A 23807-nucleotide genomic window follows, 5' to 3' on the forward strand; every position below is an offset into this window, starting at 1 on the left:
ACAGGGGGAAGGGACCAATGCCACCGAGGGACAACCCGACCGCACGGCAGCAGCGCCTCGGCGCGGAGTTGCGCAAACTCCGCGACCGGGCAGGCAAGACCGCGCGCGAGGCAGCCGGCCTCCTGTCGACCGATCAGGCCAAGATGAGTCACATCGAGGCGGGGCGGATCGGCGTAAGCGTAGAGAGAATTCGGCGGCTGGCCACGTTCTACCAGTGCGACAACGAGCCTTTGATCGAAGCGCTCTGCGCCATAGCGCTGGAGCATCGAGGGCAACACTGGTTCGACGACTTCCGAGGAAAGCTCGACCCCGCTTGGCTGAACATCGCCGAGCTGGAGCATCACGCCATATCCATGCGTTCGATGCAGAGCATCACACTCCCCGGGCCGCTCCAGACCGAGAACTACGCCCGCGCCCTCTTTTCCGGGGTCATGCCGAAGCTGCCCGAGGAGGAAGTCGAGGCCCGGGTCGAGCACCGACTGAAGCGCTTCACGATCTTCGAGCGCGAAGCCGTCGACGGCCCTCCGCCTCCACGGTACGCGGCCATCATCCACGAGGCGGCCCTGCGCATGCGCTTCGGCGGGCGGAAGGTCGTGCGCGAGCAGCTCGAATACCTGATGGAGGTCTCCAGGCTGCCCACCGTGCACATCCGGGTCATCCCGTTCACGAGCGAGGACTTCATCGAGGTGACACAGCCCGTCCTGTACGCGCACGGCTCGGTCCCCGAATTGGACACGGTGCAGATCGACAGCGCATTCGGCGGGCGCTTCCTGGACGCCGAAGCCGAATTGAAGAAGTACCGGACCCTGCTCGACATCGCCGAGCACGCTTCGCTCGACCCCGAGGGGTCAAGGCAGCTCATCCATCACATCGCTAGGGAACTGTGAGACCAAGGGAATGACCGTATCCCCCATCAAGTGGCAGAAGTCCTCTTTCTCCGGAGGCGGCGGCGAGAATTGCATCCACCTCGCGGAAGGCGACCATGGCACGATCCTGATGCACGAGAGCGACGACCCGTCAGTCGTCGTGACGACGACCCGCGAGAACCTTGCCGCCTTCATCGCCGGAGTCAAGAACGGCGAGTTCGATCACCTCATCGCCGCCGCCGCGATCGTCGACACCGCTCGTGTACCGAGCTGACGGTCGCCCCTGCGTAGCAACGGTGCCCCCAGCCCATACCGGTCTGGGGGCACTCGCATATGCCAATCCCTGCCAGGCGCCACGTATGCCCCGGTGCACTCTTGCCGCTCTGTCTCCCGCGGCGCTACCGTCACCCAGCGAAGCGAACCCGGGCCCCGCCTTGTGACTCCCCGTACTCGTCAGTGCGTAACTCCCTGCTGTGCTTACGGGTTGAGAGGCACCCCCATGTACCGCCCTTCGCTGCCTGTCTACGACGAACGGTCACCAGGGGGCAACCATGGCACTCCATTCGGAGGGCCCGGGAATGGATACGGCAACCAGTGTGACCGGCGTCAACGGAGCAACCTTGCCGCCGCCCCCTGAGGATCCCTCCCTTCAGGACACGCGGATTCCGGGCCGAAGTCCTCTCGTGCGCCGCCAGCTCCCGTCACCCCGACTCCGTCCGGACCCCGCGTGAACACAGCACTCCCCGGGACGCGCTGCGCGAGATCGGCATGGACGTCGGCTCGCCATGCCCCCGAACTACCCTGAGGAAACAGCACCTTGAAGGCGCATCGCGCGATCTCCCTCCGTTCATGGACCGCACAGGAGAGACACCAGATGACCTCCCCTACCGCTTGGCAGAAGTCCTCGTTCTCAGGGCCTGAGGACAACCAGAATTGCGTACACGTCCGCCGTATCGCGAGCGGCGAGATCGAACTCGTCGAGAGCGAGATCCCCGGGACGATCGTCGCCACGAGCCGCGCGAACTTCGCCGCGTTCCTCCTGGGCGTCAAGGCCGGAGAGTTCGACCACCTGATCGAGAACCCCTCTCAGGGCTGAACGCCGGCCCCGTCCACGGGAGCGAACCCCAAGTGCCTCCGGCCAGTCGGCAGGGGGCACTTGGCATGAGGCGCTTCACTCTTTCGGGGGCACCCTTACACCTCACCGCTCAGCGTCACTACGGTCCTGACGTTGAGCTGCGCACCACGCGCGAAACAGTCGCCGGATTCACCCCTGGCCGAAGAGAAGGACCTCAAGTAAGGGAATCAACCGTGCCGTTGACTACCATGTTCAGCCCAATGATCTTGAAGCGTCGCCCACCGTCCGCCCCTCCCCCGGGGCGACCCCCTTCCAGCACCGGGCCCGACAAGAACCCTCCATTCCCGCCGAACAACCCCCAACCTCCTCGCCCCAAGCCCGAAAGCTGACCCCCATGCGCGTGGACCGGCTCCCGTACGAGGGGCTTCCCCGCGCCGTTCGGCGGGCCGTCGACGCGCGGGTCGGGGAAGGGTGTCCGCGTGCCGACATGCGGACCGGGAACAGCTCCGCCCTCGCCAGTCTGTTCTTTCCGCCCAGTGCGGAGAAGGTCTTCGTCAAGGGGCTGCCGCTCTCCCACGAACGGGCCGAGGAACTGGAAGCCGAGGCCGTCGTCAACCCCTTCCTGCCGCCCTGCGCCCCCCGTCTGCGGTGGCGGACCGAGGCCGGCGGCTGGCTGCTTCTCGGGTTTCAGGGGGTCACCGCGACCCCCTGGGCCTGGTTCGCCGACGGCAGCGCGCATGTGGAGCCCGTCGCCGCCGTCCTGCGCGAGCTGAGCGTCACCCCCGCTCCCGAGGTCGTGCGCGGCACCCCCTGGGACCGGTGGGGCGCCTACTGCGCCCCGGGCGACGAGGCCCTTCTCCGCGGTGACCGGCTTGTGCACTCCGACCCGGTCGCGACCAACTTCCTCCTTGAGGAGGGCGGGCGCGCCTGGCTCACCGACTGGGCCTGGGCGATGCGCGGGCCCGGCTGGATCGACACCGCCGTGTGGGGCATGCGGCTCGTCCTCGACGGCAAGCAGAGCCCCGAACAGGCCGCCCGCTGGGCCGCGTCGGTCCCCGCCTTCGCCCGCGCCCCCCGCGCCGCCGTCCGCGTCCTCACCGAGGCGGAGGCGCGCTCCTGGGAGGACTGGCGGGACCATGGGACGCCCGGTCTCGACGAGACGGTCACGGCGGCCCGCGCGTGGGCGGCGGTCTGGGCCTGAGCCCGGGGAAAGCGGTCCGGCCGCGGGGACCGCAGCCCCGGGGACCCGTATCGGAACCCATGCCGGCGCCCTCGGGACAATCTCCCGATTAACCGTCGCACCCACAAACTCCTCCCCGGCAAGCCCCGTCCCTCCCCTGCGGATTGGCCGGTTCGCCCGGTGTAGACCACTGACAGGCTCGACTACGTTGAGTTCCCAGGGCGCCCCACCCAGTAACGAGAACTCGGGATCGAGGAGCAACTGCCGTGTCCGATCTGATTCTGCTCGCGGGCGGTGCGGTCTCGTTGACGCATCACGTCACCGGTACCTACTTCATGTGCAACGACTGGCACGACGGTGTCGGCAACCACACCCAGACCTGGGCACAGGACCCGTTCGCCAAGGACAACTACTCGCACCGGTGGTTCCTGCCGCAGAACGCCAACGGCACCGTACGCATCGAGTCGTACGCCAACAACCGCTGTCTGACCGCCGGGGCCAACCCCGCCGACACGGTGACCCTCCGGGAGCGCACGGACAGCCTCTCCCAGCACTGGCGGCTGGTCTCGCACTCGGTCGGCGGCAACGACTTCTACCTGGTCTCCATCGTGCACCCGCGCTACGCCCTGGCCATCTTCGACCATCTCCAGGGCAACGACCGTCTGGTGGGCCTGACCCGCATGTGGGGCGGGCCCAACCTTTCCCAGCTGTGGCGGATCTATCCCTCCTCGGAGGACCAGGACTGAGGTCCTGACCCGGCCTGACCTGTAGCAAGGGGAGGGGCGTCGGTCCGCACGAGTTCGGTGACCGTGCGCACCGGCGCCCCTCCCCCACCGGCAGTCGGATCGTCCTACGAACCGGCCTGCCACTTCTGGAAGTCGTTGCCCAGACAGGTGAAGACCCGCAACGGCGCCCCCAACGCCCCGTTCTCCAGCGGATCCAGGCACTTGCCCGTCCCCGCGTTGAAGTACGCGCGGCTCAGCGGCATCGGCATCCACTGCTGACGGGCACTGTCCCCGCAGGTCGTGGCGGTGACCGCGTCGTCGCTCGCGGCCCCCAGACACAGGCCCGCACGGTCCGGGAACGCCAGCCGGTACGTGGCACTCTGGCTGACGATCTGGTTCGGGTTCTCGTGGCAGTTCCACAGCCCGGCCTTGGTGCCGCCGCTCAGCAGGTCCAGGCAGTAGCCGGTGTAGACGTTCCGCAGCGTCTTCCGGGTCGGCAGCGCCCCCTGGTTCGCCGTGAGCGTGCAGATCTGCTCGGTCGCGCAGACCGCCTTGGCGATGGAGGCGCAGTTCCCGTACGTGTAGGCCGAACTGCTCGTGGTCCCGACCGTGCCCCCGTTGGCCGTCGGCCGGCCGTAGACCGCGGTCGCCGGGGAGACGTCGGCGCAGCTGTCCGGCTGGTCGTCGCCCTGTGCGAAGTTCTCGACCCACTCGGTCAGGCTCCGCAGCCCGCCGCGGTCGTGCGGCAGCACGATGGTCGCCACGTCGGTGGTCCGGTCGGCGCGGGTGTCCGTGACCGAGGCCCGCCAGCCGTTCGTACCGGCCCTGGCGATCCTGATCCGGTACGTCACGCCCTCCCGCCACGGGTAGGCCGCGTCGCACTGCACACCGCTGCCCTCGTGGCCGAACGTGCGGCAGTGGGTGCCGGTGCCGAGATCACGCCAGGCGGACGCTCCCCAGATCGAGAAGTTGACCGCCTTGTCGTTGCCGCTACGGCTTTGCAGACCGACGTAGCCGCCTTCCGAGTCGTTCGCGTAGTCCCACTGGTGGGCCCAGTACGTACGCCCGTCGAAGCCGGGGTCCCGGGTGATGGTGATCGTCGTCTCGAAGTCGTCGTACCCCCACTGTCCGGGCCACCGACGGGTGATCGCGGCCATGCCTCCGGCGACCACCCGCGCCCGGTCGGCGGACGGGGACACGGTCCGCGCCGGGCCCCCGACACCCGGCCGCACCCCCTCCGCGTACGCCCCCTCCGCGTACGCCCCCGATCCCGCCGACGGCCTGGTCCCGGCCACCGCCGGAGCCGGACCCGTCACCCCGGCCAGCACCACGAGCCCGGCGAACACCGCCCCGGCCGCGCGCAGTACCACCCGCACGGTCCTTCTCTGCCGCACAGCCATCAATTCCACGTCCCCTGGAGAGAATTGCTCATCGCATCCGCGAACACGGACGCCCGGCCGAGATATAGCGCCCCGACCGCCGGACGACCGCCCGCCACGCATGCCGGGGAACCGTACGGGCGAGGGTTTTCACCGGCGGGCCGTACGGCACCGCGCCGTGCGGAAGGCCCGACGCCCCGGTCGCGCCCCTCGGGCCTCGGCGTCCTCCCGTCTCGGCAGTCAGGCACCCACCCGGGTCTCCGTGCCCCGGTCGCTACGATGCGGGCGTCCGCGTCTGCGGCTCGTGAGGTGGGGTGATTCCGGCCGATCGGGGGGCGCGGAGCAACGGATCCACCCGCGAGAGCCATAGAGGGCCTGCGGCCGCAGGCCCTCCGTACCAGTGGAGTTCGAACGACATGAAGACCAGACATCTGCGCCGGTATGCGTGCATAGGAACCCTCATCGCAGTCGGCTCCCTGGCCGGTTGCTCCTCGTCGGACGGGGCGGCCGACGCGGCCGAGTCGACGCGGTCGGAGGCGCCGTCCAGCCCCGCGCAGGAGAGCGCGAGTCCGACGGCGTCGGCCGCCCCGGCGTTCGCGACCCCGGCCGAATGCGACGGGCTCCAGCTCAAGGGCGGTGAGACCCTCGCCGGTCCGGCCCTGTCGAAGTGCCTGGTGGCCGCGTTGAAGGCGTACGGATCGGGTACGGAGTCCGTCCTGTCCGGGGAGGAGTCGGGTACCTCGAAGTTCGTCTTCGGGGACGAGCCCGCGCTGGCCGGTTCGATGACGGGACCGGAGGGCGAGAAGGCGTACGTCTTCAAGGGCGACAGCGAGTGGATCAAGACCCCGGGGCTCGGCAAGTGGGTCAAGGGCGACGCCGGCAGCACCGATCCGCAGGAGCAGTTGGTGGCCGCCACCGGCAAGCTCTACCGCGTGCTCGCCGACCCGGCGGTGACGGCGCAGATGATCGCGACGGCCCCCGAGTGGACCGTGGAGGCGGAGCGCCCGGTGATCTCCCTGGAGAACGGGGAGGACGTCAAGGCCTGGCGGATCGTGAACAAGAAGCCGTACACGTACCTCGGCGCGGCCGTACGGGAGCACATCCTGTGGTTCGGGGACGACTTCACCCCGTACGGCGGGCAGGCCGAGTCCCAGACGGGCGGCGTGATGGCCACGACCACCCAGCACTTCTACGACCTGGGCGAGCCGGTGACGATCGAGCCGCCGCAGGAGTAGGGCCTCCGCAGGAGTAGCCGCAGGGGGTGGGCGGGGCGGGGCGCCGGGGATTTCGTCCCGGGCTCCGGCCCGCCCGCCCCCTCGGGCGGATCAGTCGAACCAGCGGTCCCGCGCCAGCTCCGCCGTGCGGGTCGGGTCCTCCAGGAGGGCGGCGACCTCGAAGCGGCGGGGCCACTGGCCGGTGGACCAGGCCAGGGCCGCCGCCACGCCCTCCAGGGTGGCGGCGTGCAGCACGCCGTCGGGGGTGCGGCGCCAGTCCAGGTCCGTGCCCGCCACGCGCAGTTCCTCGTGCTCGACGTACGTCGCCGGGGTCGCCGGGCCGAGGAGCGCGCGGACCGGGGCCGGGACCTCGTGCGCCGTGCCGACCGTGGAGACCTCCGCCTCCACCGTGCCGCTCAGCCGCCGCACCTGGAACAGGTCCGCCAGGTCCGCCGCCCGCCCCGGGGCCACCGGAAGCAGCGGCAGGCCCGCCGAGAGCGGCAGCAGGTCGGGGGCGTCCGCCACCACCGCCTCCGCCGCGTCGACCACGACCACCTCGCCGTCCACCACCGCGCGCAGCTCGTCCGGGAGCGTCACCTGCTCCGGGTCCAGCTCCGCGAGGGCCGTGTACAGGGCGTGCAGCTGCACGGTGGTCACCTCGCGCGCCGGGTCGGCGAGCCGGGCGAGCAGCTCCGCCGCGCCGCCCGGCTCGTCGAGGAGCGCGGCGACCGAGGTGCGGACTCCCAGGGCCCGCAGGACCTGCTCGTCCTCGAAGCCGGTCGCGTCCGCGGAGTCGTACAAGCCGTTCAGGAGCGGGTCCGAGCCCGCCGCGCGCAGGCCCGCCGGGCGGCGGCCGCCCAGGACGGGGTGGTCGCGCAGCCACCACGCCGTGTACGGGCGTACGGTCTCCGTCCTGCCGTCCGGCAGCAGGACCCTTACGGGCTGTGTCAGGGCGTCCCTCAGGGGCGGCTGGGCCAGCATCGCGAGGGCCTGCGGCCAGCAGTCGTCGTCGACCAGGTCCAGATCCCTTACGGCGACGATCTCGGTGGCCACCGGCGGCACCGGGGACGACGGCAGCCGGTCCAGGACGTCCTCGCACCAGACGTCGACCGCGTCGAGCAGCCCGGCGTCGTCGGGCTCCGGGTAGTCGCTCTCGCGGGGCTCGACCTCGTCGGGGTCGAGCAGCAGATCGGTCGTGCGGACCAGCGCGAAGGTGGCGAGCGCCCCGCAGGCCGCGAGGGTCTTCTCCCCCCAGCGGGCGGCGAGTTCGGCATCGACGAGCGCCAGTTCGTCCGCGCGCATCACGGCGGCGAACGCCGAGCCCGGCACCACCAGCTCCCCCGCCGGGGCCGGCTCGCCGTCCTCGTCGGGCAGCGCGAGCGCGCCGAGCCACGGCTCGTCGCCGGGTTCCAGGTCGGCGTCCCTGACCAGGCCGAGGACCGTCTCCGCCAGCTCCTCCGCGTCCAGCGCGTCCTCGTCCCAGATCTCGCCCGCGTCCAGGGAGCCCGCGACCGCCGCCCGCACCTGCGGGGTGGTCAGGACCGCGCGGGGACTGGCGTACACCGCGCCCAGCTTCTCCAGGAGCGGATGGGCGGCCCCCGGGTGGGCGACCTTCAGGCCCAGCCGGTTCAGCCCGGCGGGGGTCTGCCGCTGGGGCAGCAGCACCTGGCGCGGTCCGATCGTCGTACGGATCCGGGTGTCGTCCTGCGCGTCCCCCACCGGCGCGAGCGGTACCGGAAGCCCCGACAGGCGGTCCGGGTCGACGCCCGCGAGCGAGTCGTAGAGCCGCCACCACCACTGCGGAGCCCGGTCGACCCCCGCGAGCCGATCCACCATCTCGGTCAGGGGCACCCGGCCGACCCCCAGGGTCCGCAGCTCGGGCCGTCGTTCGAGCCCCGCCGGAAGGAGCGTCGGGAAGACCTCCGCGAGGACCGCGACGGTCTCCGCGCCCGCGCCCTCGGCGACCTCCGCCTCGATCGGGCGGAGCGCCGGAAGCTCCTCGGTGGGCACGGCGGGCGCGAGGAACGCGATCCTCGGCAGCCGGTCCAGGATCGCCTCCCGCAGCGCCCCGTCCAGCGGGCCCTTGCCGAGGGGGCCCGGGATGAGGTCGAGCGTGGTGGAGCTGACCGGCCGCCACTCGGCGAGGAGTTCGGCGTAGGCCTCGGCGGCGCGCTGCACCAGGAAGTCGGTGAGCGGGCCGGGCGCCGGGTGCCTGCGGGCGGTGTCCAGCGGCAGGGAGGCGATGAGCAGGGCGGGGATGCCCAGCGGCTCGTCGGTGGGCGTGGGGGCGTGCACGACCGGGGTGGTACGCGGGTGGCGCGGCGCCCCCGACTCGTCCACGGGTACGGCCCAGGTGACCGACCAGTGGGGGCGCAGCCGCTCCTCGACGGGCCGGTCCTTGAGGAGGTCGGGGTCGAGGGGGCCGGAGTGACTGACGGTGCGCCAGCGGCGGCTGCCGGCGGCGGAGTCCTCGACGAGGACGTGTCCTTCGTCCTCGGTGCGGGTCAGGGTCCGCACCCCGTCCGGGGTCTCGACGACGACCTCCGCGAGTCCCGGCAGGGTGAGCAGCAGGGCGTCGTCGATCGAGGCGAGGAGCCGTTCGGCGAGGTCGTGCGCCGCGGTGTCGCGCAGCGGCAGGACGACGACGGTGTCGTAGCCGTCGGGGGCGGTGCCCTCGGCGGGCAGCGGCAGCCTCAGCAGGGGTACATGGCCGTCGCGGCGGCGCAGTTCGTCGCCGAGGCCGGGGCTGTGGCGGGCGGCCTCGGCGGCGAGTTCGCGGGCCTCGGCGAGGGACCAGCGGATGCCGCCGTGGCGGCCGAGGACGGCGGGCTCGTCGCTGACGGCGAGGACGGCGGCGAAGCCGACGCCGAAGCGGCCGACGGCGCCGGGGCCGCCCTCGCCGCCCTGCTCCCGCTTGGCGGAGGCGCGGAGGGTGGAGAGCGACTCGGCACCCGTGGCGTCGAGCGGGGCACCGGTGTTGGCGGCGGCGAGGACGGCGGGGCCCTCGTGGTCGGCGGGGTGCAGGGTGAGCCGCAGACGGCCGGTGACTCCGGCGCGGTGGGCGGCGTCGGCGGCGTTCTGGGCCAGTTCGACGACGAGCCGGTCGCGGTAGCCGCCGAGGGCGATGTCCTCCTCCGCGTTGGCGTCCTCGCGGAAGCGGGCGGGCGAGGCACCCCAGGCGTCGAGCACTCCCCGCCGCAACCGGGCCGTGCCGAAGGGGTCGGTTCCGTCGGTCGTCGTCCGGACGCTGACGTTCACGTCTGACTCCACTCTGCGGGGCGGTGGTCGCCCTGCGGGCGACCGGGGGCGGTGACGCATCCGGGACCCGAAGTCCCGGGCCCGAAGGTACCGCGCCCGGAGACCCCCGAATGGCCGGGGCACGGTCGGGCGGGCGGCAGCCGGAACGCCGACGGCCGTGCCCCCGCGCGCCCCCTACGGGTGACGACCGCCCCTTACGGGTGCCGCCCCCCTACGGGCCCCTCGCCGCCCCCTGGGGGCACGCAGGCCCTAGGGGTGGCGGGTCGGCATTCGGGTGGACGGAGGGGGCGGGAGCGGGGGCGGGGGGGCTCTTGGGCTCTCGTCGGGCGCCGAGGGGGTGGGGCGGGGCAGGGCGGGAGCGGGGCGGCTCGACGGGTGGAGGTCGCTGCGGGGGCTGGGTCTGGGGGCTGGGGGCCGGGTCTGGGGCCGGGTCTGAGGCGGGGTCGTACGGGCGGCGGGGCCTTACGGGTACCCCGGGGCGGGCTCTTCTGCACGCGTCGGGGCGCTACGGGGCTCCGGAGCCCCACCCTTAGGGACGCGGAAGCCCTACGGGTGCCCTGGGGTCGGTCGTACAGGGGTCGGTCGTACAGGCGCGGGAGCCCTACGGGTCCCCCGGACCGGACCCGTAGGGGCGCCGGGTCCCTAAGGGTGCCTCAGGCCGGACCCGTAGGGGCACCGGAGCCCCAAGGCCGCCTCGGGCCGGACCGGGCCGGGCGCCCGCACAGGCGCCGAGTCCTACCGGCGCCCCGGGCCAGGCCCCGTACCCACACCGGGTCCTACGAGTGCCCCGGGCCAGGCCCCGTACCCACACCGACTCCCACCGGCGCCCCGAGCCAGGCCCCGTACCCACACCGGGTCCTACGAGTGCCCCAGGTCCTCCGACGAGGCGTCCGGTTCCGTCGTGGAGCCGGAGTCCGGGGACGGGCGGAGGGGGAAGGCGTCCACGCCCATCGAGTCGAGGACCGGGGTCGCCGGGCGCGGGGGCGTCGGCATGACCGCGGCCTCGGAGTGGCCGCCGCAGCCGTACGCGAGGGAGACGACCCGGCCGTCGGCCGGGGAGAACTCGTTGGCGCACAGGCCGAACGCCTGCTTCAGGGAGCCCGCGAGCGGCACCAGGAAGGCGCAGGACTCGCAGGACGCGGGCGCGGCGAGGGCCATCGGGGTCTTGGCGCCGAAGGCCTCGTCCCAGCGGTCGGCGGCCATGTGGAGCCCGTAACGGGAGAGCACGCGGGCGCGGCGCATGCCGAGTTCCTCGGCGACCGAGGCGATGGCGCCGCGCGAGGGGGCGCGGTCGACGATCTCGGCGTCCTCCGCGTCGAGGTGCTCGGCGAACTCCTCGGAGACCACCGAGTTCGGCGGCGGCGCGTCCTCGCCGGTGTAGCCGGGCTCCAGGCGCGGATCGTCCTGCTCGGTGGGGAGGAGGTCGCCGGGTCCCATGTCGCCGGGGCGCAGCCGCTCGCTCCACGGCACCCACTCGGGGGCGAGGAGCGCGTCGGAGCCGGGCAGCAGGACGGTCTCGTCGAGGGTGACGTTCTTGGCGCGGGATGCGCGGGTGACCGTCACCGCCCAGCGCCAGCCCCGGTAGCCCGGTTCCTTGGACTCGAAGTAGTGGGTGACGACACGGTCACCCTCGGCGACCACGCCGACATGGGCGCCGACGACACCCGGGGCGGCCGCCTCTTCGGCTGCCTCCCGCGCGAGGTCTACGGCCTCGGCGCACAGGCGGTCGGGGGTACGCGGGGGTCGCGGGGTACGCGGGGTACCGCTTCGCGTCGTCGCAGCACTCACAGGTCTCGCTTCTCTCCTACGCCGTCTCACAGATGCGCCGGCCGAGGGTCGGGAGCGAAGTCGCGGGCGGCGGGCGGAGCGGACCTGGGGGCCGCATCGACGTCCGCGCACCCGACGTGTCTCACATGTCTCGGGCACACCTATCGCCATCCATTCTGCGGGATGCCGAAGAGGCGCGCGGCCGAGAGCTTCCGCCGGTGACGCGCTACGCACGCTACCCCGTTCCCGCGCTACAGCCCACCTGCCGGTCCCAAGTGGCCCGGATCGCGGACGGCGGAGACCGGTACGGCAAGTGGCCGAAAAGCATCGGAACAGCGGGTGGGGACGGGCTGGAAGGTGTTCAAGAGGCGCCGGAGAACGGGTGGGAGGGGTGTCGCCGGTCGCGCCACGGTTCGTCCGGCGTGCCGGTGGGGCACTATGACGGAGTGGCAGCCGCACGGTCTCCCGCACGATCCGAAGATCATGCCGGACCGCTCCGCCGAGCGGGCCGGGGATTCGTCCGTGCCCTGCACCTGCCCTTCACGGGGCCGGCGCGGGGCATCCGCAAGGCGACCCACGCGCACGGCGCGGGCGAGTCGGGGCTCGGCAAACTCATCGAGCTGCACGCGGTGAACGGCGCGGGGGACGTCATGATCACCGTGGCGCTCGCGTCGACGGTGTTCTTCTCCGTGCCGACCGACGAGGCACGCGGGCGCGTCGCGCTCTACCTGGCCGTCACGATGGCCCCGTTCACGCTCCTCGCCCCGGTGATCGGCCCGCTCCTGGACCGGATCCCGCACGGGCGGCGGGCGGCGATGGCGGCCGCGATGCTGGTCAGGGCGGTCCTCGCGGTGATGATGTCGGCCCTGGTGGTGACGGGCGGCATCGAGCTGTACCCGGCGGCGCTCGGCGTCCTCGTCTCCTCGAAGGCGTACGGGGTGGTGCGCAGCGCGGTGGTGCCCCGGCTGCTGCCGCAGGGCTTCTCCCTGGTGAAGGCGAACTCGCGGGTGACCCTCGCGGGGCTCCTCGCCACCGGGATCGCCGCGCCGGTGGGGGCGGGGCTGCAACTGCTCGGCCCGCGCTTCCCGCTGTACGGGGCGTGCGTCCTTTTTCTGCTGGGGGCGTTCTGGGCGCTGCGGATGCCGCCCAAGGTGGACTCGGCGAAGGGCGAGCGGCGGGCGCGGCTCCTCGCGCACGGCGAGCGGAGGCCGGGGCTGCGGACGGTGGGCCCTTCGGTCCTCCACGGGCTTGAGGCGAACGCGGCGCAGCGGATGCTCTCCGGGTTCCTGATCTTCTTCCTGGCGTTCCTGCTGCGGGAGCATCCGCTGGCGGGGCAGAGCGCCGCCGTGTCGATGGGGATCGTGGGCGTGGCGGCGGGCACGGGCAACGCCTGCGGGACGGCCGTCGGCTCGCTGCTGCGGGACCGCGGCCACGGGCCGGAGGTGATCATCGCCACCATGCTCAGCGTGGTCTGCGGTACGGCGGTCCTGACGGCGGTGTTCTTCGGCGGGGTGATGGTCGCGGTGCTCGGCGCGGTCGCGGGGCTCACCCAGGCCCTGTCGAAGCTGTCCCTGGACGCGCTGATCCAGCGGGACGTGCCGGAGATCGTACGGACTTCGGCGTTCGCCCGCTCGGAGACGGCGCTCCAGATGGCGTGGGTGGTGGGCGGCGGAATCGGCATCGCGCTGCCCCTGAACGGCCCGCTGGGCATGGCGGTGGCGGCGTCGATCCTGGCCCTTGGCGTCCTCCTCGCGGTCCGCGGTCTGCTCGCGGAGTCCCGCCACCGCTCCGGCCCCTCGGGCCCGGAGAGCCGGACGAAGACGCGGGTGGCGTAGCGGGGCGGGCCCGGCCGGGGCGCTCCGCCGGAAGGACGACCGGAGGGCGGCGGGAGGGTGGAGGGAGGGTGGAGGCTTCGCCCTCGGAAGCCCCTGCGCTGCCTCTACGGGCTCCCCACCTCCCCTTACGGCGCTCTCCCCTCCCCTTACGGGCTCCCGTACGGGTCTTCCGGACGCCGCCACCCGGCCCCCGCGGGCCCCCGTTACGGAGGGTCCCCGGGGCGGCACGCCGTACCCCCTCGTGGCGTGGACGCGACGGCCCGATAGCCTTCGGCTCATGACCGTTGCGTTCTTCTCCGGCTCGCGCCGCCGGGCCGCCGTCGCCCTCGGGGCCGTCTCCGCCGGCCTCCTCGTACTCTCCGCCTGCGACAAGCCGACGCCGATCGCGACCGTGACGGTCGGGAGCGAGTCGATCCACTCAGAGGCCGCCTGCTACAACGATGGCGACGCCCTCAAGGAGTCGCAGATCCAGCAGTGCCTCAACAAGAAGGCCGAGAAGTCCATCACCGTCAACATGACGGACAAGATCCGCTTCGGGGTCGACCCCGAGATCGCGGACACCGGATGGACCATCTTCCTCGGCGGCCAGCAGGCCGAGCCCGAGCCCTTCAAGAAGACGTACCGGACCATTCCGGCCAGCGCCTTCTTCTCCAGCCAGACCGGCGAGGCCACCGACTCCACCACGGTGACGATCGTCCAGAACACCGACAAGAAGCTGACCGGCATCTGGCACTTCGAGCTGAAGAAGGAATCCTGATCCTCCGGTGGTCCACCGGAGTCTGATCGTGACGGCCGTGGCGGCGGAGGCGGATTCCGTCTCCGCCGGCCTCGGCCCGGCCCTCGGCGGCCCGGAGTTCCTCCCGCTGCCCGGGGGCTTCGTGCTGCGCCGGCACACCCTCGCCACCGCCGCCGGTCCCGTAGGGGTCGACGTCCTCGTGGGCGGGGTCGGGCCCGCCTCGGCAGCCGCCGCCACGGCCACGGCCCTGACGTCCGCCGCGCTCGCCGGGTCCGGCGCGCTCGCCGGGAGCGGTGCCCCCGACGGGTCCGGCACTCCCGCCGAGACGGCCCACGGCCCCGGTGCCCCCTACGGCCCCGATGTCCCCTACGGGCTCGTGGTCTCCGCCGGGATCGGAGGCGGCTTCCAGCCCCTCGCCCCCCTCGGCTCGATCGTCGTCTCGTCCTCCGTCGTCGCCGCCGACCTCGGCGCGCAGACACCCGACGGGTATCTCGCCGTGACGGAACTCGGCTTCGGGCGGTCGGACCACCCGGTGCCGCAGGCACTGACCCGCCGGATCGCCGGGGCCCTCGCCGCCGGTGCTCTGCCGCACACCGTCGCGCCCGTCCTCACCGTCTCCACCGTCACCGGCACCGCCGACCGCGCCGCCGAACTGGCCGGGCGCCACCCCGGGGCGGGGGCCGAGGCCATGGAGGGCTTCGGCGTCGCCGAGGCAGCCGCCGCGTACGGTGTGCCCGTGGCGGAGATCCGGGCCGTGTCGAACGCCGTCGGGCCCCGCGACCGTGCCGCCTGGCGGATCGGCGAGGCCCTGGAGTCCCTGCGGCACGCTTTCTCGCTGCTCGGCAGCACCGTCCTCGTGGAGCCCTCGTGACCGACAAGCTGAAGATCGCCTACTCGCCCTGCCCGAACGACACCTTCGTCTTCGACGCCTGGGCCCACGGACGCGTCCCCGACGCCCCCCGGCTCGACGTGACGTTCGCGGACATCGACATCACCAACGGCTGGGCGGAGGGCGGCGCCGACGGCCACGACGTGCTGAAGGTGTCGTACGCCGTGCTGCCCTGGATCCTCGACGAGTACGCGCTGCTGCCCTGCGGCGGCGCCCTCGGCCGGGGCTGCGGGCCGCTCGTCCTGACCCGGGACGCGGCCGACGGCGCGGATCTGGCGGGGAAGACGGTCGCGGTGCCGAGCGAGCGCTCCACCGCGTATCTGCTGTTCCGGCTCTGGGCCGCCGACCAGGTGCCCGGCGGGGTCGGCGAGGTCGTCGTGCTGCCGTTCCACGAGATCATGCCCGCCGTGCGGGACGGGAAGGTCGACGCCGGGCTCGTCATCCACGAGGCCCGGTTCACCTATCAGGACTACGGGCTGCACTGCCTCGCCGACATGGGCGAGCACTGGGAGTCCACGACCGGCCTCCCGATCCCCCTCGGCGCGATCGTGGCCCGCCGTTCGCTCGGCGAGGAGACCCTGCGGCGGCTCGCCGACGCGGCCCGTGCCTCGGTGCGGATGGCCTGGGACGACCCGGCGGTCTCCCGCCCGTACGTCCTGGAACACGCGCAGGAGATGGATCCGAAGGTGGCCGAGCAGCACATCGGGCTCTACGTGAACGAGTTCACCGCCGACCTCGGCGAGCAGGGTTACGCGGCGGTCCGCGGGCTCCTCACCCGCGCGGCGGCCGAGGGGCTCGTACCGCCCCTCGGCCCGGACGCGCTCACGTTTCCCTGACGGGGGCTCCCTGACAGGGGCTTCCCTGACGGGGTTCCCGCTCGGGACTTCCCTGACAGGGGTTCCGGTGGTGGCTCAGACGTCCAACTGGTCGGCGACCGCGCGCAGCAGGCCCGCGATCTTCTTGCCCTGGACCTTCTCGGGGTAGCGGCCGCGCTCCAGCATCGGCGTGATGTTCTCCAGGAGCGTCGTCAGGTCCTGCACGATGGAGGCCAGTTCGTCGGGCTTGCGGCGCTGGGCCGCCGCGACGGACGGCGTGGGGTCGAGGATCGTGACGGACAGGGCCTGGTCGCCGCGCTGGCCGGCGACGACGCCGAACTCGACCCGCTGCCCCGGCTTCAGTGCGTCGACTCCGGCAGGGAGCACCGACGAGTGGACGAAGACGTCGCCGCCGTCGTCACGGGAGAGGAAGCCGAAGCCCTTCTCGCTGTTGAACCATTTGACCTTGCCGGTAGGCACGTCTTCCCTCGTCCTCGTTGATGGGGATGGCAAAACAACGGATCGACGGACCCGCCGGGACCAGGCTAATGGTCCAGGGGCCACTGACAAGACGTCGCCGGTGTGTTCCTGTGGCCTGGGAACTACCCTGGCCGAATGCGTAGTGAAACCCCCGCCGCAGCGGCGGACGACAGCGCCCCGGGCGACGGACTCGTCAAGGCCGGAGTGATCCTCTTCGCCATCGGCGCGGTGGCGACGCTGGTCACCGTGGCTCCGCTGTTGCTCGGCACGGACCCGTTCCCCACCGTGGCGTACACCGTCTCCATGCTGATGGGCGTCGGATTCCTCGTCGCCGCCGCCGGGGTGCTGCGGGCCATCGCCGTCCAGCGCCGACAGGCCCGGAGTGGCCGGACCTCGACGGTTCAGGCCAGGTAGCCCGCCCACCAGGCACGGAAATCCGTCAGGTCCGCGAGGACCACGTCCGCACCGGCGGCCCTCAGCTCCTCGGGCGCGCACGGACCGGTGGCGACGGCCACCGAGAAGGCACCGGCCGCCGCCGCGCCCCGTACGTCGCCGACGTGGTCCCCGACGTACACCCGCGCCCCGTGCGCGCGCAGCGCCGCCCCCTTGCCCTCCGCCCACAGGCTGCCCACGACCACGTCGGGCTCCATGCCCAGGTGCCTGAGGTGCAGCTCGGCGTGCGGGCCGTTCTTCGCGGTGACGACGATGGTCCGGCCGCCCGCCTCGCGGACGGCGTCGATCGCGTCCCGGGCACCCGGCATGGGCCGCGTGGGCTCGATCGCGTACAGCGGATAGAGCGCGCGGTAACGGGCGGTCATCTCGGTGACCAGGGGCGCGGGCACCCACTGCGCCATCTCCTGCTCCAGGGGCGGGCCGAGACGGCTGATGGTGAGGTCGACGTCGACCTCGACGCCGGTCTCGGCGACGAACGCCTTCCAGGTCGCCTTGATGCCGGGACGCGTGTCGAGCAGCGTCAGATCGAGATCGAAGCCGACGGTGACCGGACCACCGGACGCGGAGGAGACGGCCGGAACGGGGGTCGGGGCAGGGGCAGGGGCTGGGGCAGAGGTAGGGGCGGGGGTGGCGGAGGGAGTCGTCATACGGCCCATTCTCCGGGTGGCATCGGGGTGACCGTCCGGGGCTCCGCCGGGGTACGGCCCTGATTTCCGTCGGGGGTACGGCCCCGATGCCCAGCGGGTACGGCCCCGGGTCACGGGAGCGCACGGCCCCGATGCCCAGCGGGTAGCGCCCGGATCGAGGGAGGGTACGGCCCGGGTCGCGGGGAAAGGTGATGCTTAAACTGAGCTAAGCCTTACCAAACCCGCACTCCCCCGATGGGTCCCGATGCCAGCCGCTCTCCGTTCCAGACGGGTCCTCGCGACCTCGGCGGCTGTCGTCGCCCTCCTCGTCGCCGTCCTCCTCAGCCTCGCCGTCGGCGCCCGCGCCATCGCCCCCGGCACCGTCTTCGACGCCCTGCTGCACGGCGGTACGAGCGCCGACGCCGAGGTCGTACGACAGCTCCGGGTGCCCCGTACGCTCATCGGGCTGATGGTCGGCGCCGCCCTCGCCCTCGCGGGGACCGCGCTCCAGGGCATCACCCGCAACCCGATCGCCGACCCCGGCATCCTCGGCATCAGCCAGGGCTCCTCGGTCGCCGTCGTCCTCGCCATCGCGTTCTTCGGCGTGCACACCCTCTCCGGGTACGTGTGGTTCGCCTTCGCCGGTGCCGCCCTCGCGGCGGTCGCCGTCCACGCGGTCGCCTCCGGCGGGCGCGGCGGGGCGACCCCCGTGAAGCTCGCGCTCGGCGGAGCCGCGATCAACGCGCTGCTGCTCTCCGTCACCACCGGCGTCCTCACCACCAAGGCGTCCGCCCTCGACGAGTTCCGGTTCTGGCAGATCGGCTCCCTCGACGGGCGCGGCACCGAGGTCGTCGCCCAGATCTGGCCGTTCCTGCTGGTGGGCGCGGCCCTGGTGTTCTCCGTGGCGCGCGGGCTCGACGCGCTGGCGCTCGGCGAGGACGTCGCCAAGGGGCTCGGGCAGCGCGTCGCCACCGTACGGATCGTGGGCGGCGCGGGGGCGACCGTCCTCACCGGCGCCGCCGTCGCCGCCGCCGGACCGGTCGCCTTCGTCGGTCTCGCCGTCCCCCACATCGCCCGCGCCCTCGTCGGCTCCGACCACCGCTGGGTGCTGCCGATGGCCGCGCTCATCGGCCCGGTGATGCTGCTCGTCGCGGACGTCGCCGGACGGATCGTGTTCCCGCCGGGCGAGATACCCGCCGGGGTGACGACGGCGCTCATCGGCGTGCCGTTCCTGGTGACCCTGGTCCGCCGGAAGGCGGTGGCCGCGTGACCGGCACGACGGGCTCGCGACCCGACCCTTCCGCGTCCGGGGCGCTTCCCGACCCTTCCGGGACCGGCGTACGACCCGCCCCCTCCGGGACCGACGTACGACCCGACCCTTCCGGGACGGGCTCCGGCCCTTCCGGGTCCGGCTCCGGCACCTACGGGTCCCAACCGAGCCCCTACGGGACGCCGCCCGCCCCCTCCGGGTCGCCCGCCGCCCCCTACGGGTCCAAGTCCGACAACCGGCCCCGCCCCCACCCCTCCCCCCGGCCCGCCGGATACGGCATCCTCCGTGCCGGGCCCGCCTCCTTCCTCGTCCATCGGCGCTCGATGCTCGTCGCCGGGGTCCTGGTGCTGCTCATCGCCGTGTCCGGGGTCGCGTACCTCTGTGTCGGCGAGCGGTTCGTCGCCCCCTCCGAGGTCCTGCGGATCCTGCTCGGGCACTCCTCGCCGTCCGCGTTCGTCGTGGAGGAGCTGCGTGTCCCCCGGCTCGCCGTCGCGCTCGCCGTCGGCGCCGCCTTCGGCATCGCGGGCGGGCTCATCCAGACCGTCGCCCGCAACCCGCTCGCCAGCCCCGACATCATCGGCATCAGCCAGGGCGCCGGAGCGGTCACCGTCGCCTCGATGACCTTCGGCCTCACCTCGTACACCGTGCTGCCGTACCTGTCGATCGCCGGTGGCATCCTCGCCGCCGCCCTCGTCTACGCCTTCGCCTGGCGCGGCGGGCTGCACGCCACCCGTTTCGTCCTCATCGGCATCGGCATCGCGATCGCGCTGCGCTCGCTCATCACCCTCTTCATGACCAAGGGCGACTACCTCGTCGCCCAGCAGGCCAAGATCTGGATGACGGGCTCCCTCAACGGACGCGGCTGGGACGAGTCCGCGCCGCTCCGCTGGACGCTGCTGATCCTGCTGCCCGCCGTGCTGTGGGCGGCCCGCGCCCAGCGGACCGTCTCCCTCGACGACGACACGGCGACCGCGCTCGGCGTGCGGCTCGGCCGGGTCAGGCTCGGGCTCGTCGCCGTCGGCGTCGTCCTCGCCTCGGTGGCGACCGGGGTCGCGGGGCCCGTCGACTTCGTCGCGCTGCTCGCCCCGCAGCTCGCCCGCCGGATGACCCGTACCGCGCAGATCCCGCTGTTCTGCTCGGCGCTCACCGGCGCCCTGATCGTCGTCCTCGCCGATCTCCTGGGCAGACGGCTCCTCTCCCCCGTCGAACTGCCGGTGGGAGTCCTGACGGCGGCGGTCGGCGCCCCGTATCTGATCTGGCTCATCGCCCGGAGCCGTACCGGAGGGAAGGCATGACCAGCAGGCTCACCGCGCGCGGTCTCACGCTCGCCTACGAGGACCGCACCGTCGTCCACGAACTGGACCTCGCCGTCCCCGACGGCAAGGTGACCGTGATCGTCGGCCCCAACGCCTGTGGCAAGTCCACCACCCTCCGGGCCCTCGGCCGGCTCCTCAAGCCGCAGGGCGGGGCCGTCCTGCTCGACGGCGAGGAGCTGGCCAAGCTCCCGACGAAGCACATCGCCCGCTCCATCGGGCTGCTCCCGCAGACCCCGGTCGCGCCGGAGGCCATCACCGTCGCCGACCTGGTCTCGCGGGGCCGCCAGCCGCACCAGGCGTGGTGGAAGCAGTGGTCGGAGGAGGACGAGCGGGCCGTCACCGACGCCATGGAACGCACCGACGTCGCCGCGCTCGCCGACCGCTCGGTCGACGCGCTCTCGGGCGGCCAGCGGCAGCGGGTGTGGATCGCGATGGCCCTCGCGCAGGAGACGGACCTGCTGCTCCTCGACGAGCCCACCACCTATCTGGACATCTCCCACCAGGTGGAAGTCCTCGATCTGGTCCGCCGCCTCAACCGGCTGCGCGGCCGGACGGTCGTCCTCGTCCTCCACGACCTGAACCAGGCGGCGCGGTACGCCGACCACCTGGTCGCCATGAAGGCGGGCCGGGTCGTCGCGGAGGGCCCGCCGACGGAGATCGTGACGGAGGAGCTGGTACGCGACGTCTTCGGCCTCACGTCGGTCGTCGTCCCGGACCCGGTGACGGGCTCACCCCTGGTGGTCCCGGGGGCACCGTGGGAGACGGACACGGGGATGGATACGGAGATGGACGCGGGGATGGGCGCGGAGATGGATACGGAGACGGGGACGGTGGCCGGGTAGGGGGCGAGCCGACCCGTAGGGGCCAGCCGACCCGTAAGGGCCGACCCGTGAAGGCAGGCCGACCCGTAGGGGCCGACCCGTAAAGGCAGGCCGACCCGTAGGGGCCGACCCGTAAAGGCAGGCCGACCCGTAAGGGCAGGCCCCGCCGGGTTCAGACCGGCCGGGTTCAGACCAGCCGGTTCAAACCCTGCGGGACCGCCACAGCAGGAACAGGGCCGAGGCGACCGCCGCGCTCTTCAGGACCCACGGCCAGGTCTCCGAGAGCGCCGCTCGCAGCGCCTCGCCGCCCTCCTCGATCGGAGCGCCCCAGCGTCCGCCGGCCCTGCCCCACAGCCAGGCGATGCCGGAGGCGGCGGCGAGGCCCGGGATCACCAGGACGGCCGTCTTCGACTCGCCCGGGGTGAGCCGCCGGGAGACGTACGCGAGCAGCCAGCCCGCCGCCACGGCGAGCAGCGAACCGAAGAGCGCGCCGCCGAGCAGCAGGAGCGCGGCGAGCACCACGAAGGGGCTGGCGAGCAGGGGCCGGGCAGGCGCTTCCGGCTCGGGCTCCAGCTCCGCCACCTCCGGAGACCGGCGTCGCAGGACACCGACGAGACGACGGCGCGCCGAGACGGGCCCGTGCTCCCCGTCCTCGTGCTCCTCGCCGTTCTCCTCGTCCTCCTCGGATTCCTCCTCCGGAAGCGGCTCCTTGAAGAGGTCGGGGCGCTCCACACCGCCGACGAAGCCGGGCAGTCCCTCGGCGGCGTCCTCGGCCTCCCGCCACCAGTCGCCACCGGCACCGCCACCACCACCGGCACCCCAACCGCCGTCGAGACCGAGCCCCGCGAAGGGGTCGGCACCGCCGAGACCGGCCCCGGACCCCTGACCGGAACCGAAGCCGGACCCGGACCCGGGCCCCGAACCGAAGCCGGACCCGAAGCCCGCCCCCGTCCCGCCCCCGGTGAGTCCGTCGGCGGCGGCCCCGGCATCCGCCCCGGCGCCGGACGGCCCCGCGCCTCTCGCACCAGTCCGCTTCGCCCCCGGACCCGCACCGCCCGCGCCCTTCCCGCCCCTGCCGGGCCCCGGCCCGCCCCCCGTACCGGACTCGGCCTCGCCCCGGCGGCGGCCCGGGAGCCATCCGGCGACGCGCCCGGACCGCTCCCCCACGCCTTCTCCCGTACGGGTTCCCGTGCGGGAGCCCGTACGGGAACCCTTGCCGGACCCGTTCCCCGCCCCCGTACCGCCGCCTGCTGCGGACCCCGTCCCCGTGCCCGTACGGGATCCCCCGAGAGGTCCCTTACGTGGGCCCGGACGGGCTCCCGGGGTCTCTCCCCCGGCCGCTCCCGCTGCGGCCCCGGGGCCCCTACGGGGTCGCGGCACCCCGCCCCCGAGGCCCCTGGGGGTGGCTCCGCCGGGTGCGGTTTCCGCAGGTCCCGGGCCCGGGGGCCGGGGTCCCCCCGAGTGACCCGCACGGTCCACCACCTCGTCCGGGGAGCCGAGCGCGCCGAGGATGCCCCGGACCGCCGCCGGGCTCTCCTCGCCGTGCGTGGCGCGGCGGCGGTCGATCTCGTCGCGGAGGGACGCGACGAGCCGCATCCGCTCCTTCGCGGGCAGTTGCCGCTGCTGTGCCAGATCGCCGACCCGGCTCAGATAGTCGTAGACCAACTGGTCGCTCTCGATCCCCACGCTGCCCCTCCACGGCCGGTTCGCCCGGTACGGCCCGACGTTAGCGCCTGGACAGCGGCTAACGTGGTCCGGATGGGGATCGGTGAGCTCGACCGGGAGGCACACGTGCCCGAGGCAACTGGCGCCGCCGCGCCGCGCACGCTCGCGGAGGCGCTGCGCGCCCGGGGCGACGAGGGGCTCGCCGCCCTGCTGCGGGCCAGGCCCGACCTGCTGAGCCCGGTCCCGAACGACCTGACACAGCTGGCGACGCGCGCGGGGACGCGGGGTTCGGTGGTGCGGGCGCTCGAACGCCTCGACCGGTTCGCCCTCCAGACGGCGGAGGCCCTCGCGGTGGCGCCGGACCCGGCCCCGTACCCCGTACTCCTGGCACTGCTCACCGGCGACGAGGGGGACCCGGAGATCGAGGCGGCGCTGCCCGGCGCGGTGGGGCTGCTGCGCGAGCAGGCGCTGCTGTGGGGGGAGGACGACCGGCTGCGGCTCGTACGGACCGCCCGCGAGCTGCTCGCGCCCTCGCCGCAGCACCCTTCCCCTACGGGTCTGGGCCCGACGGTGGCGGAGGCGACCTCGGGGATGTCCCCGGGCCGGGTCCAGGAGATCATCGCGACGGCGGGGCTTCCGGCGACGCACGACCCGGTGTCGGCGGTGTCGGCCCTGACAGGGCTGTTCACGGACCGGACGCGGATGGCGGCGCTGCTCGACACGGCGCCGCCGGAGGCGCTGACCGTCCTCGACCGGCTGGTCTGGGGTCCCCCCTACGGGGAGGTGACGGCGAACCCGGCACCGCCGGTGCGCTGGCTGCGGGACCGGGGGCTGCTGCTTCCCGTGTCGGCGCGGACGATGGTGCTGCCGCGCGAGGTGGCCCTGCATCTGCGGGGCGGGCGGGCGCACCGGGTACCGGAGCCGGTGGCGCCGGAGGTGACGGTGGCGCGCGAGTACCGTCCCCACGAGGTGGACAGTGCGGCGGCCGGGCAGGCGCAGTCGGCCCTCGCGACGGTCGAGGAGCTGCTGAAGTCCTGGGACCGGGGCGGGCCGCAGGTGCTGCGCGCGGGCGGTCTCTCGGTGCGGGACCTGCGGCGGACGGCGGCGGCGCTCGACGTACCGGAGGAGACGGCGGCGTTCTGGCTCGAACTCTGCTTCGCCGCAGGGCTTCTGGCGTCGGACGGGGAGGCGGACGAGCGGTACGCGCCGACGCCCGCGTACGACGAGTGGCTGGAGCTGCCTCCCGCCGAGCGGTGGGCCCGGCTGGTCGCGCCCTGGCTGACGGCGACCCGTACGGCGGGTCTGGTCGGCGGGCAGGACGCGAAGGGGCGGACGCTCGCGGCGCTCGGCCCGGACCTCGACCGGACGGCCGCGCCGGAGGTACGGCGCCGGGTGCTCGGGCTGCTCGCGGCGCTGCCGCCGGGCGCGGCGGCCGAC

At 73.5% G+C, this 23807-nt stretch carries 20 protein-coding genes and 1 pseudogene; 15 read left to right on the forward strand and 6 right to left on the reverse strand.

What is annotated here, in order from left to right; all coding sequences use genetic code 11:
* Nucleotides 1-17 precede the first annotated feature (17 nt).
* The 5 genes from BU197_RS02360 (at nt 18) to BU197_RS02380 (ending at nt 3867) form a co-directional block, all read left to right on the forward strand.
* Nucleotides 18-887, forward strand: coding sequence for a helix-turn-helix domain-containing protein (locus BU197_RS02360; protein ID WP_188266453.1), 870 nt, complete (start codon nt 18-20; stop codon nt 885-887).
* A 10-nt stretch (nt 888-897) separates the two neighbouring features.
* Complete coding sequence (locus BU197_RS02365; RefSeq protein WP_188266454.1) at nt 898-1140, forward strand: DUF397 domain-containing protein; 243 nt, start codon at nt 898-900, stop codon at nt 1138-1140.
* A 600-nt stretch (nt 1141-1740) separates the two neighbouring features.
* Nucleotides 1741-1962 (forward strand): DUF397 domain-containing protein, encoded by a 222-nt coding sequence (locus BU197_RS02370; protein WP_188266455.1) that lies wholly within the window; start codon nt 1741-1743, stop codon nt 1960-1962.
* Between the two features lie 373 nt (nt 1963-2335).
* Nucleotides 2336-3142, forward strand: a complete 807-nt coding sequence (locus tag BU197_RS02375; RefSeq protein WP_188266456.1) for an aminoglycoside phosphotransferase — start codon at nt 2336-2338, stop codon at nt 3140-3142.
* Between the two features lie 245 nt (nt 3143-3387).
* On the forward strand, nt 3388-3867 hold the full coding sequence (locus tag BU197_RS02380) for an RICIN domain-containing protein (RefSeq protein WP_188266457.1): 480 nt from the start codon (nt 3388-3390) through the stop codon (nt 3865-3867).
* A 104-nt stretch (nt 3868-3971) separates the two neighbouring features.
* Here BU197_RS02380 and BU197_RS02385 read toward each other — a convergent pair whose 3' ends face one another.
* Entirely contained in the window at nt 3972-5222 is a 1251-nt protein-coding gene (locus tag BU197_RS02385; RefSeq protein WP_188266458.1) for a DUF3472 domain-containing protein, read from the reverse strand.
* 419 nt (nt 5223-5641) lie between these two features.
* On the opposite strand from BU197_RS02385, the gene BU197_RS02390 reads away from it, so the two are divergent.
* Entirely contained in the window at nt 5642-6460 is an 819-nt protein-coding gene (locus BU197_RS02390; protein WP_188266459.1) for a hypothetical protein, read from the forward strand.
* A 90-nt stretch (nt 6461-6550) separates the two neighbouring features.
* On the opposite strand, the gene BU197_RS02395 is transcribed toward BU197_RS02390, so the two are convergent.
* Nucleotides 6551-9757, reverse strand: coding sequence for a sacsin N-terminal ATP-binding-like domain-containing protein (locus BU197_RS02395; protein WP_223182772.1), 3207 nt, complete (start codon nt 9755-9757; stop codon nt 6551-6553).
* Nucleotides 9758-10555: 798 nt separating this feature from the next.
* Nucleotides 10556-11485, reverse strand: coding sequence for a DUF3027 domain-containing protein (locus BU197_RS02400; RefSeq protein ID WP_188266461.1), 930 nt, complete (start codon nt 11483-11485; stop codon nt 10556-10558).
* Nucleotides 11486-11910: 425 nt separating this feature from the next.
* Here BU197_RS02400 and BU197_RS02405 point away from each other — a divergent pair, with 425 nt between their 5' ends.
* The 4 genes from BU197_RS02405 to BU197_RS02420 all read left to right on the forward strand — a co-directional run bounded on the left by BU197_RS02405 (nt 11911) and on the right by BU197_RS02420 (nt 15760).
* Complete coding sequence (locus BU197_RS02405; protein WP_317452079.1) at nt 11911-13299, forward strand: MFS transporter; 1389 nt, start codon at nt 11911-11913, stop codon at nt 13297-13299.
* Nucleotides 13300-13576: 277 nt separating this feature from the next.
* On the forward strand, nt 13577-14056 hold the full coding sequence (locus tag BU197_RS02410) for a DUF2771 domain-containing protein (RefSeq protein ID WP_188266463.1): 480 nt from the start codon (nt 13577-13579) through the stop codon (nt 14054-14056).
* Between the two features lie 7 nt (nt 14057-14063).
* The gene (locus BU197_RS02415; protein WP_188266464.1) at nt 14064-14906 is read left to right on the forward strand and encodes a futalosine hydrolase; all 843 of its coding nucleotides are present in this window, start codon (nt 14064-14066) and stop codon (nt 14904-14906) included.
* Nucleotides 14903-15760 (forward strand): 1,4-dihydroxy-6-naphthoate synthase, encoded by an 858-nt coding sequence (locus tag BU197_RS02420; protein WP_188266465.1) that lies wholly within the window; start codon nt 14903-14905, stop codon nt 15758-15760. Before BU197_RS02415 ends, BU197_RS02420 begins: the two co-directional genes overlap by 4 nt.
* Nucleotides 15761-15835: 75 nt before the next feature.
* Here BU197_RS02420 and BU197_RS31190 read toward each other — a convergent pair whose 3' ends face one another.
* Nucleotides 15836-16219, reverse strand: coding sequence for a cold-shock protein (locus tag BU197_RS31190; RefSeq protein ID WP_188266466.1), 384 nt, complete (start codon nt 16217-16219; stop codon nt 15836-15838).
* Between the two features lie 135 nt (nt 16220-16354).
* Here BU197_RS31190 and BU197_RS02430 point away from each other — a divergent pair, with 135 nt between their 5' ends.
* The gene (locus BU197_RS02430; protein ID WP_188266467.1) at nt 16355-16633 is read left to right on the forward strand and encodes a hypothetical protein; all 279 of its coding nucleotides are present in this window, start codon (nt 16355-16357) and stop codon (nt 16631-16633) included.
* Here the strand turns inward: BU197_RS02430 and BU197_RS02435 are convergent.
* On the reverse strand, nt 16621-17328 hold the full coding sequence (locus BU197_RS02435; protein WP_188266468.1) for an HAD family hydrolase: 708 nt from the start codon (nt 17326-17328) through the stop codon (nt 16621-16623). The two genes, BU197_RS02430 and BU197_RS02435, sit on opposite strands and share 13 nt — an antisense overlap.
* A gap of 235 nt (nt 17329-17563) precedes the next feature.
* Between BU197_RS02435 and BU197_RS02440 the strand changes: the two genes are divergently transcribed.
* The 3 genes from BU197_RS02440 (at nt 17564) to BU197_RS02450 (ending at nt 20726) form a co-directional block, all read left to right on the forward strand.
* Nucleotides 17564-18568: a FecCD family ABC transporter permease gene (locus BU197_RS02440; protein WP_188266469.1), complete on the forward strand. Its 1005-nt coding sequence runs from the start codon at nt 17564-17566 to the stop codon at nt 18566-18568.
* A gap of 278 nt (nt 18569-18846) precedes the next feature.
* Complete coding sequence (locus tag BU197_RS02445) at nt 18847-19863, forward strand: FecCD family ABC transporter permease (RefSeq protein WP_188266488.1); 1017 nt, start codon at nt 18847-18849, stop codon at nt 19861-19863.
* Nucleotides 19860-20726, forward strand: coding sequence for an ABC transporter ATP-binding protein (locus BU197_RS02450; protein ID WP_223182773.1), 867 nt, complete (start codon nt 19860-19862; stop codon nt 20724-20726). The genes BU197_RS02445 and BU197_RS02450 overlap by 4 nt, the downstream gene beginning before the upstream one ends.
* A gap of 180 nt (nt 20727-20906) precedes the next feature.
* On the opposite strand, the gene BU197_RS30175 is transcribed toward BU197_RS02450, so the two are convergent.
* On the reverse strand, nt 20907-22391 hold the full coding sequence (locus BU197_RS30175; RefSeq protein ID WP_317452080.1) for a hypothetical protein: 1485 nt from the start codon (nt 22389-22391) through the stop codon (nt 20907-20909).
* Nucleotides 22392-22463: 72 nt separating this feature from the next.
* Here BU197_RS30175 and BU197_RS02460 point away from each other — a divergent pair.
* Nucleotides 22464-23807: pseudogene (locus BU197_RS02460) on the forward strand (DNA-binding protein); the annotation flags it as partial.

It is taken from the genome of Streptomyces sp. CBMA291, assembly GCF_014596525.1.
Lineage (GTDB): Bacteria > Actinomycetota > Actinomycetes > Streptomycetales > Streptomycetaceae > Streptomyces.

Bases quoted from the DNA above. Each gene is read 5' to 3' on its own strand.
- BU197_RS02360 (WP_188266453.1), top strand. From the start codon at position 18: ATGCCACCGAGGGACAACCCGACCGCACGGCAGCAGCGCCTCGGCGCG.
- BU197_RS02365 (WP_188266454.1), top strand. From the start codon at position 898: ATGACCGTATCCCCCATCAAGTGGCAGAAGTCCTCTTTCTCCGGAGGC.
- BU197_RS02370 (WP_188266455.1), top strand. From the start codon at position 1,741: ATGACCTCCCCTACCGCTTGGCAGAAGTCCTCGTTCTCAGGGCCTGAG.
- BU197_RS02375 (WP_188266456.1), top strand. From the start codon at position 2,336: ATGCGCGTGGACCGGCTCCCGTACGAGGGGCTTCCCCGCGCCGTTCGG.
- BU197_RS02390 (WP_188266459.1), top strand. From the start codon at position 5,642: ATGAAGACCAGACATCTGCGCCGGTATGCGTGCATAGGAACCCTCATC.
- BU197_RS02395 (WP_223182772.1), bottom strand. From the start codon at position 9,757: ATGCGTCACCGCCCCCGGTCGCCCGCAGGGCGACCACCGCCCCGCAGA.
- BU197_RS02410 (WP_188266463.1), top strand. From the start codon at position 13,577: ATGACCGTTGCGTTCTTCTCCGGCTCGCGCCGCCGGGCCGCCGTCGCC.
- BU197_RS02430 (WP_188266467.1), top strand. From the start codon at position 16,355: ATGCGTAGTGAAACCCCCGCCGCAGCGGCGGACGACAGCGCCCCGGGC.
- BU197_RS02435 (WP_188266468.1), bottom strand. From the start codon at position 17,328: ATGGGCCGTATGACGACTCCCTCCGCCACCCCCGCCCCTACCTCTGCC.
- BU197_RS02440 (WP_188266469.1), top strand. From the start codon at position 17,564: ATGCCAGCCGCTCTCCGTTCCAGACGGGTCCTCGCGACCTCGGCGGCT.
- BU197_RS02450 (WP_223182773.1), top strand. From the start codon at position 19,860: ATGACCAGCAGGCTCACCGCGCGCGGTCTCACGCTCGCCTACGAGGAC.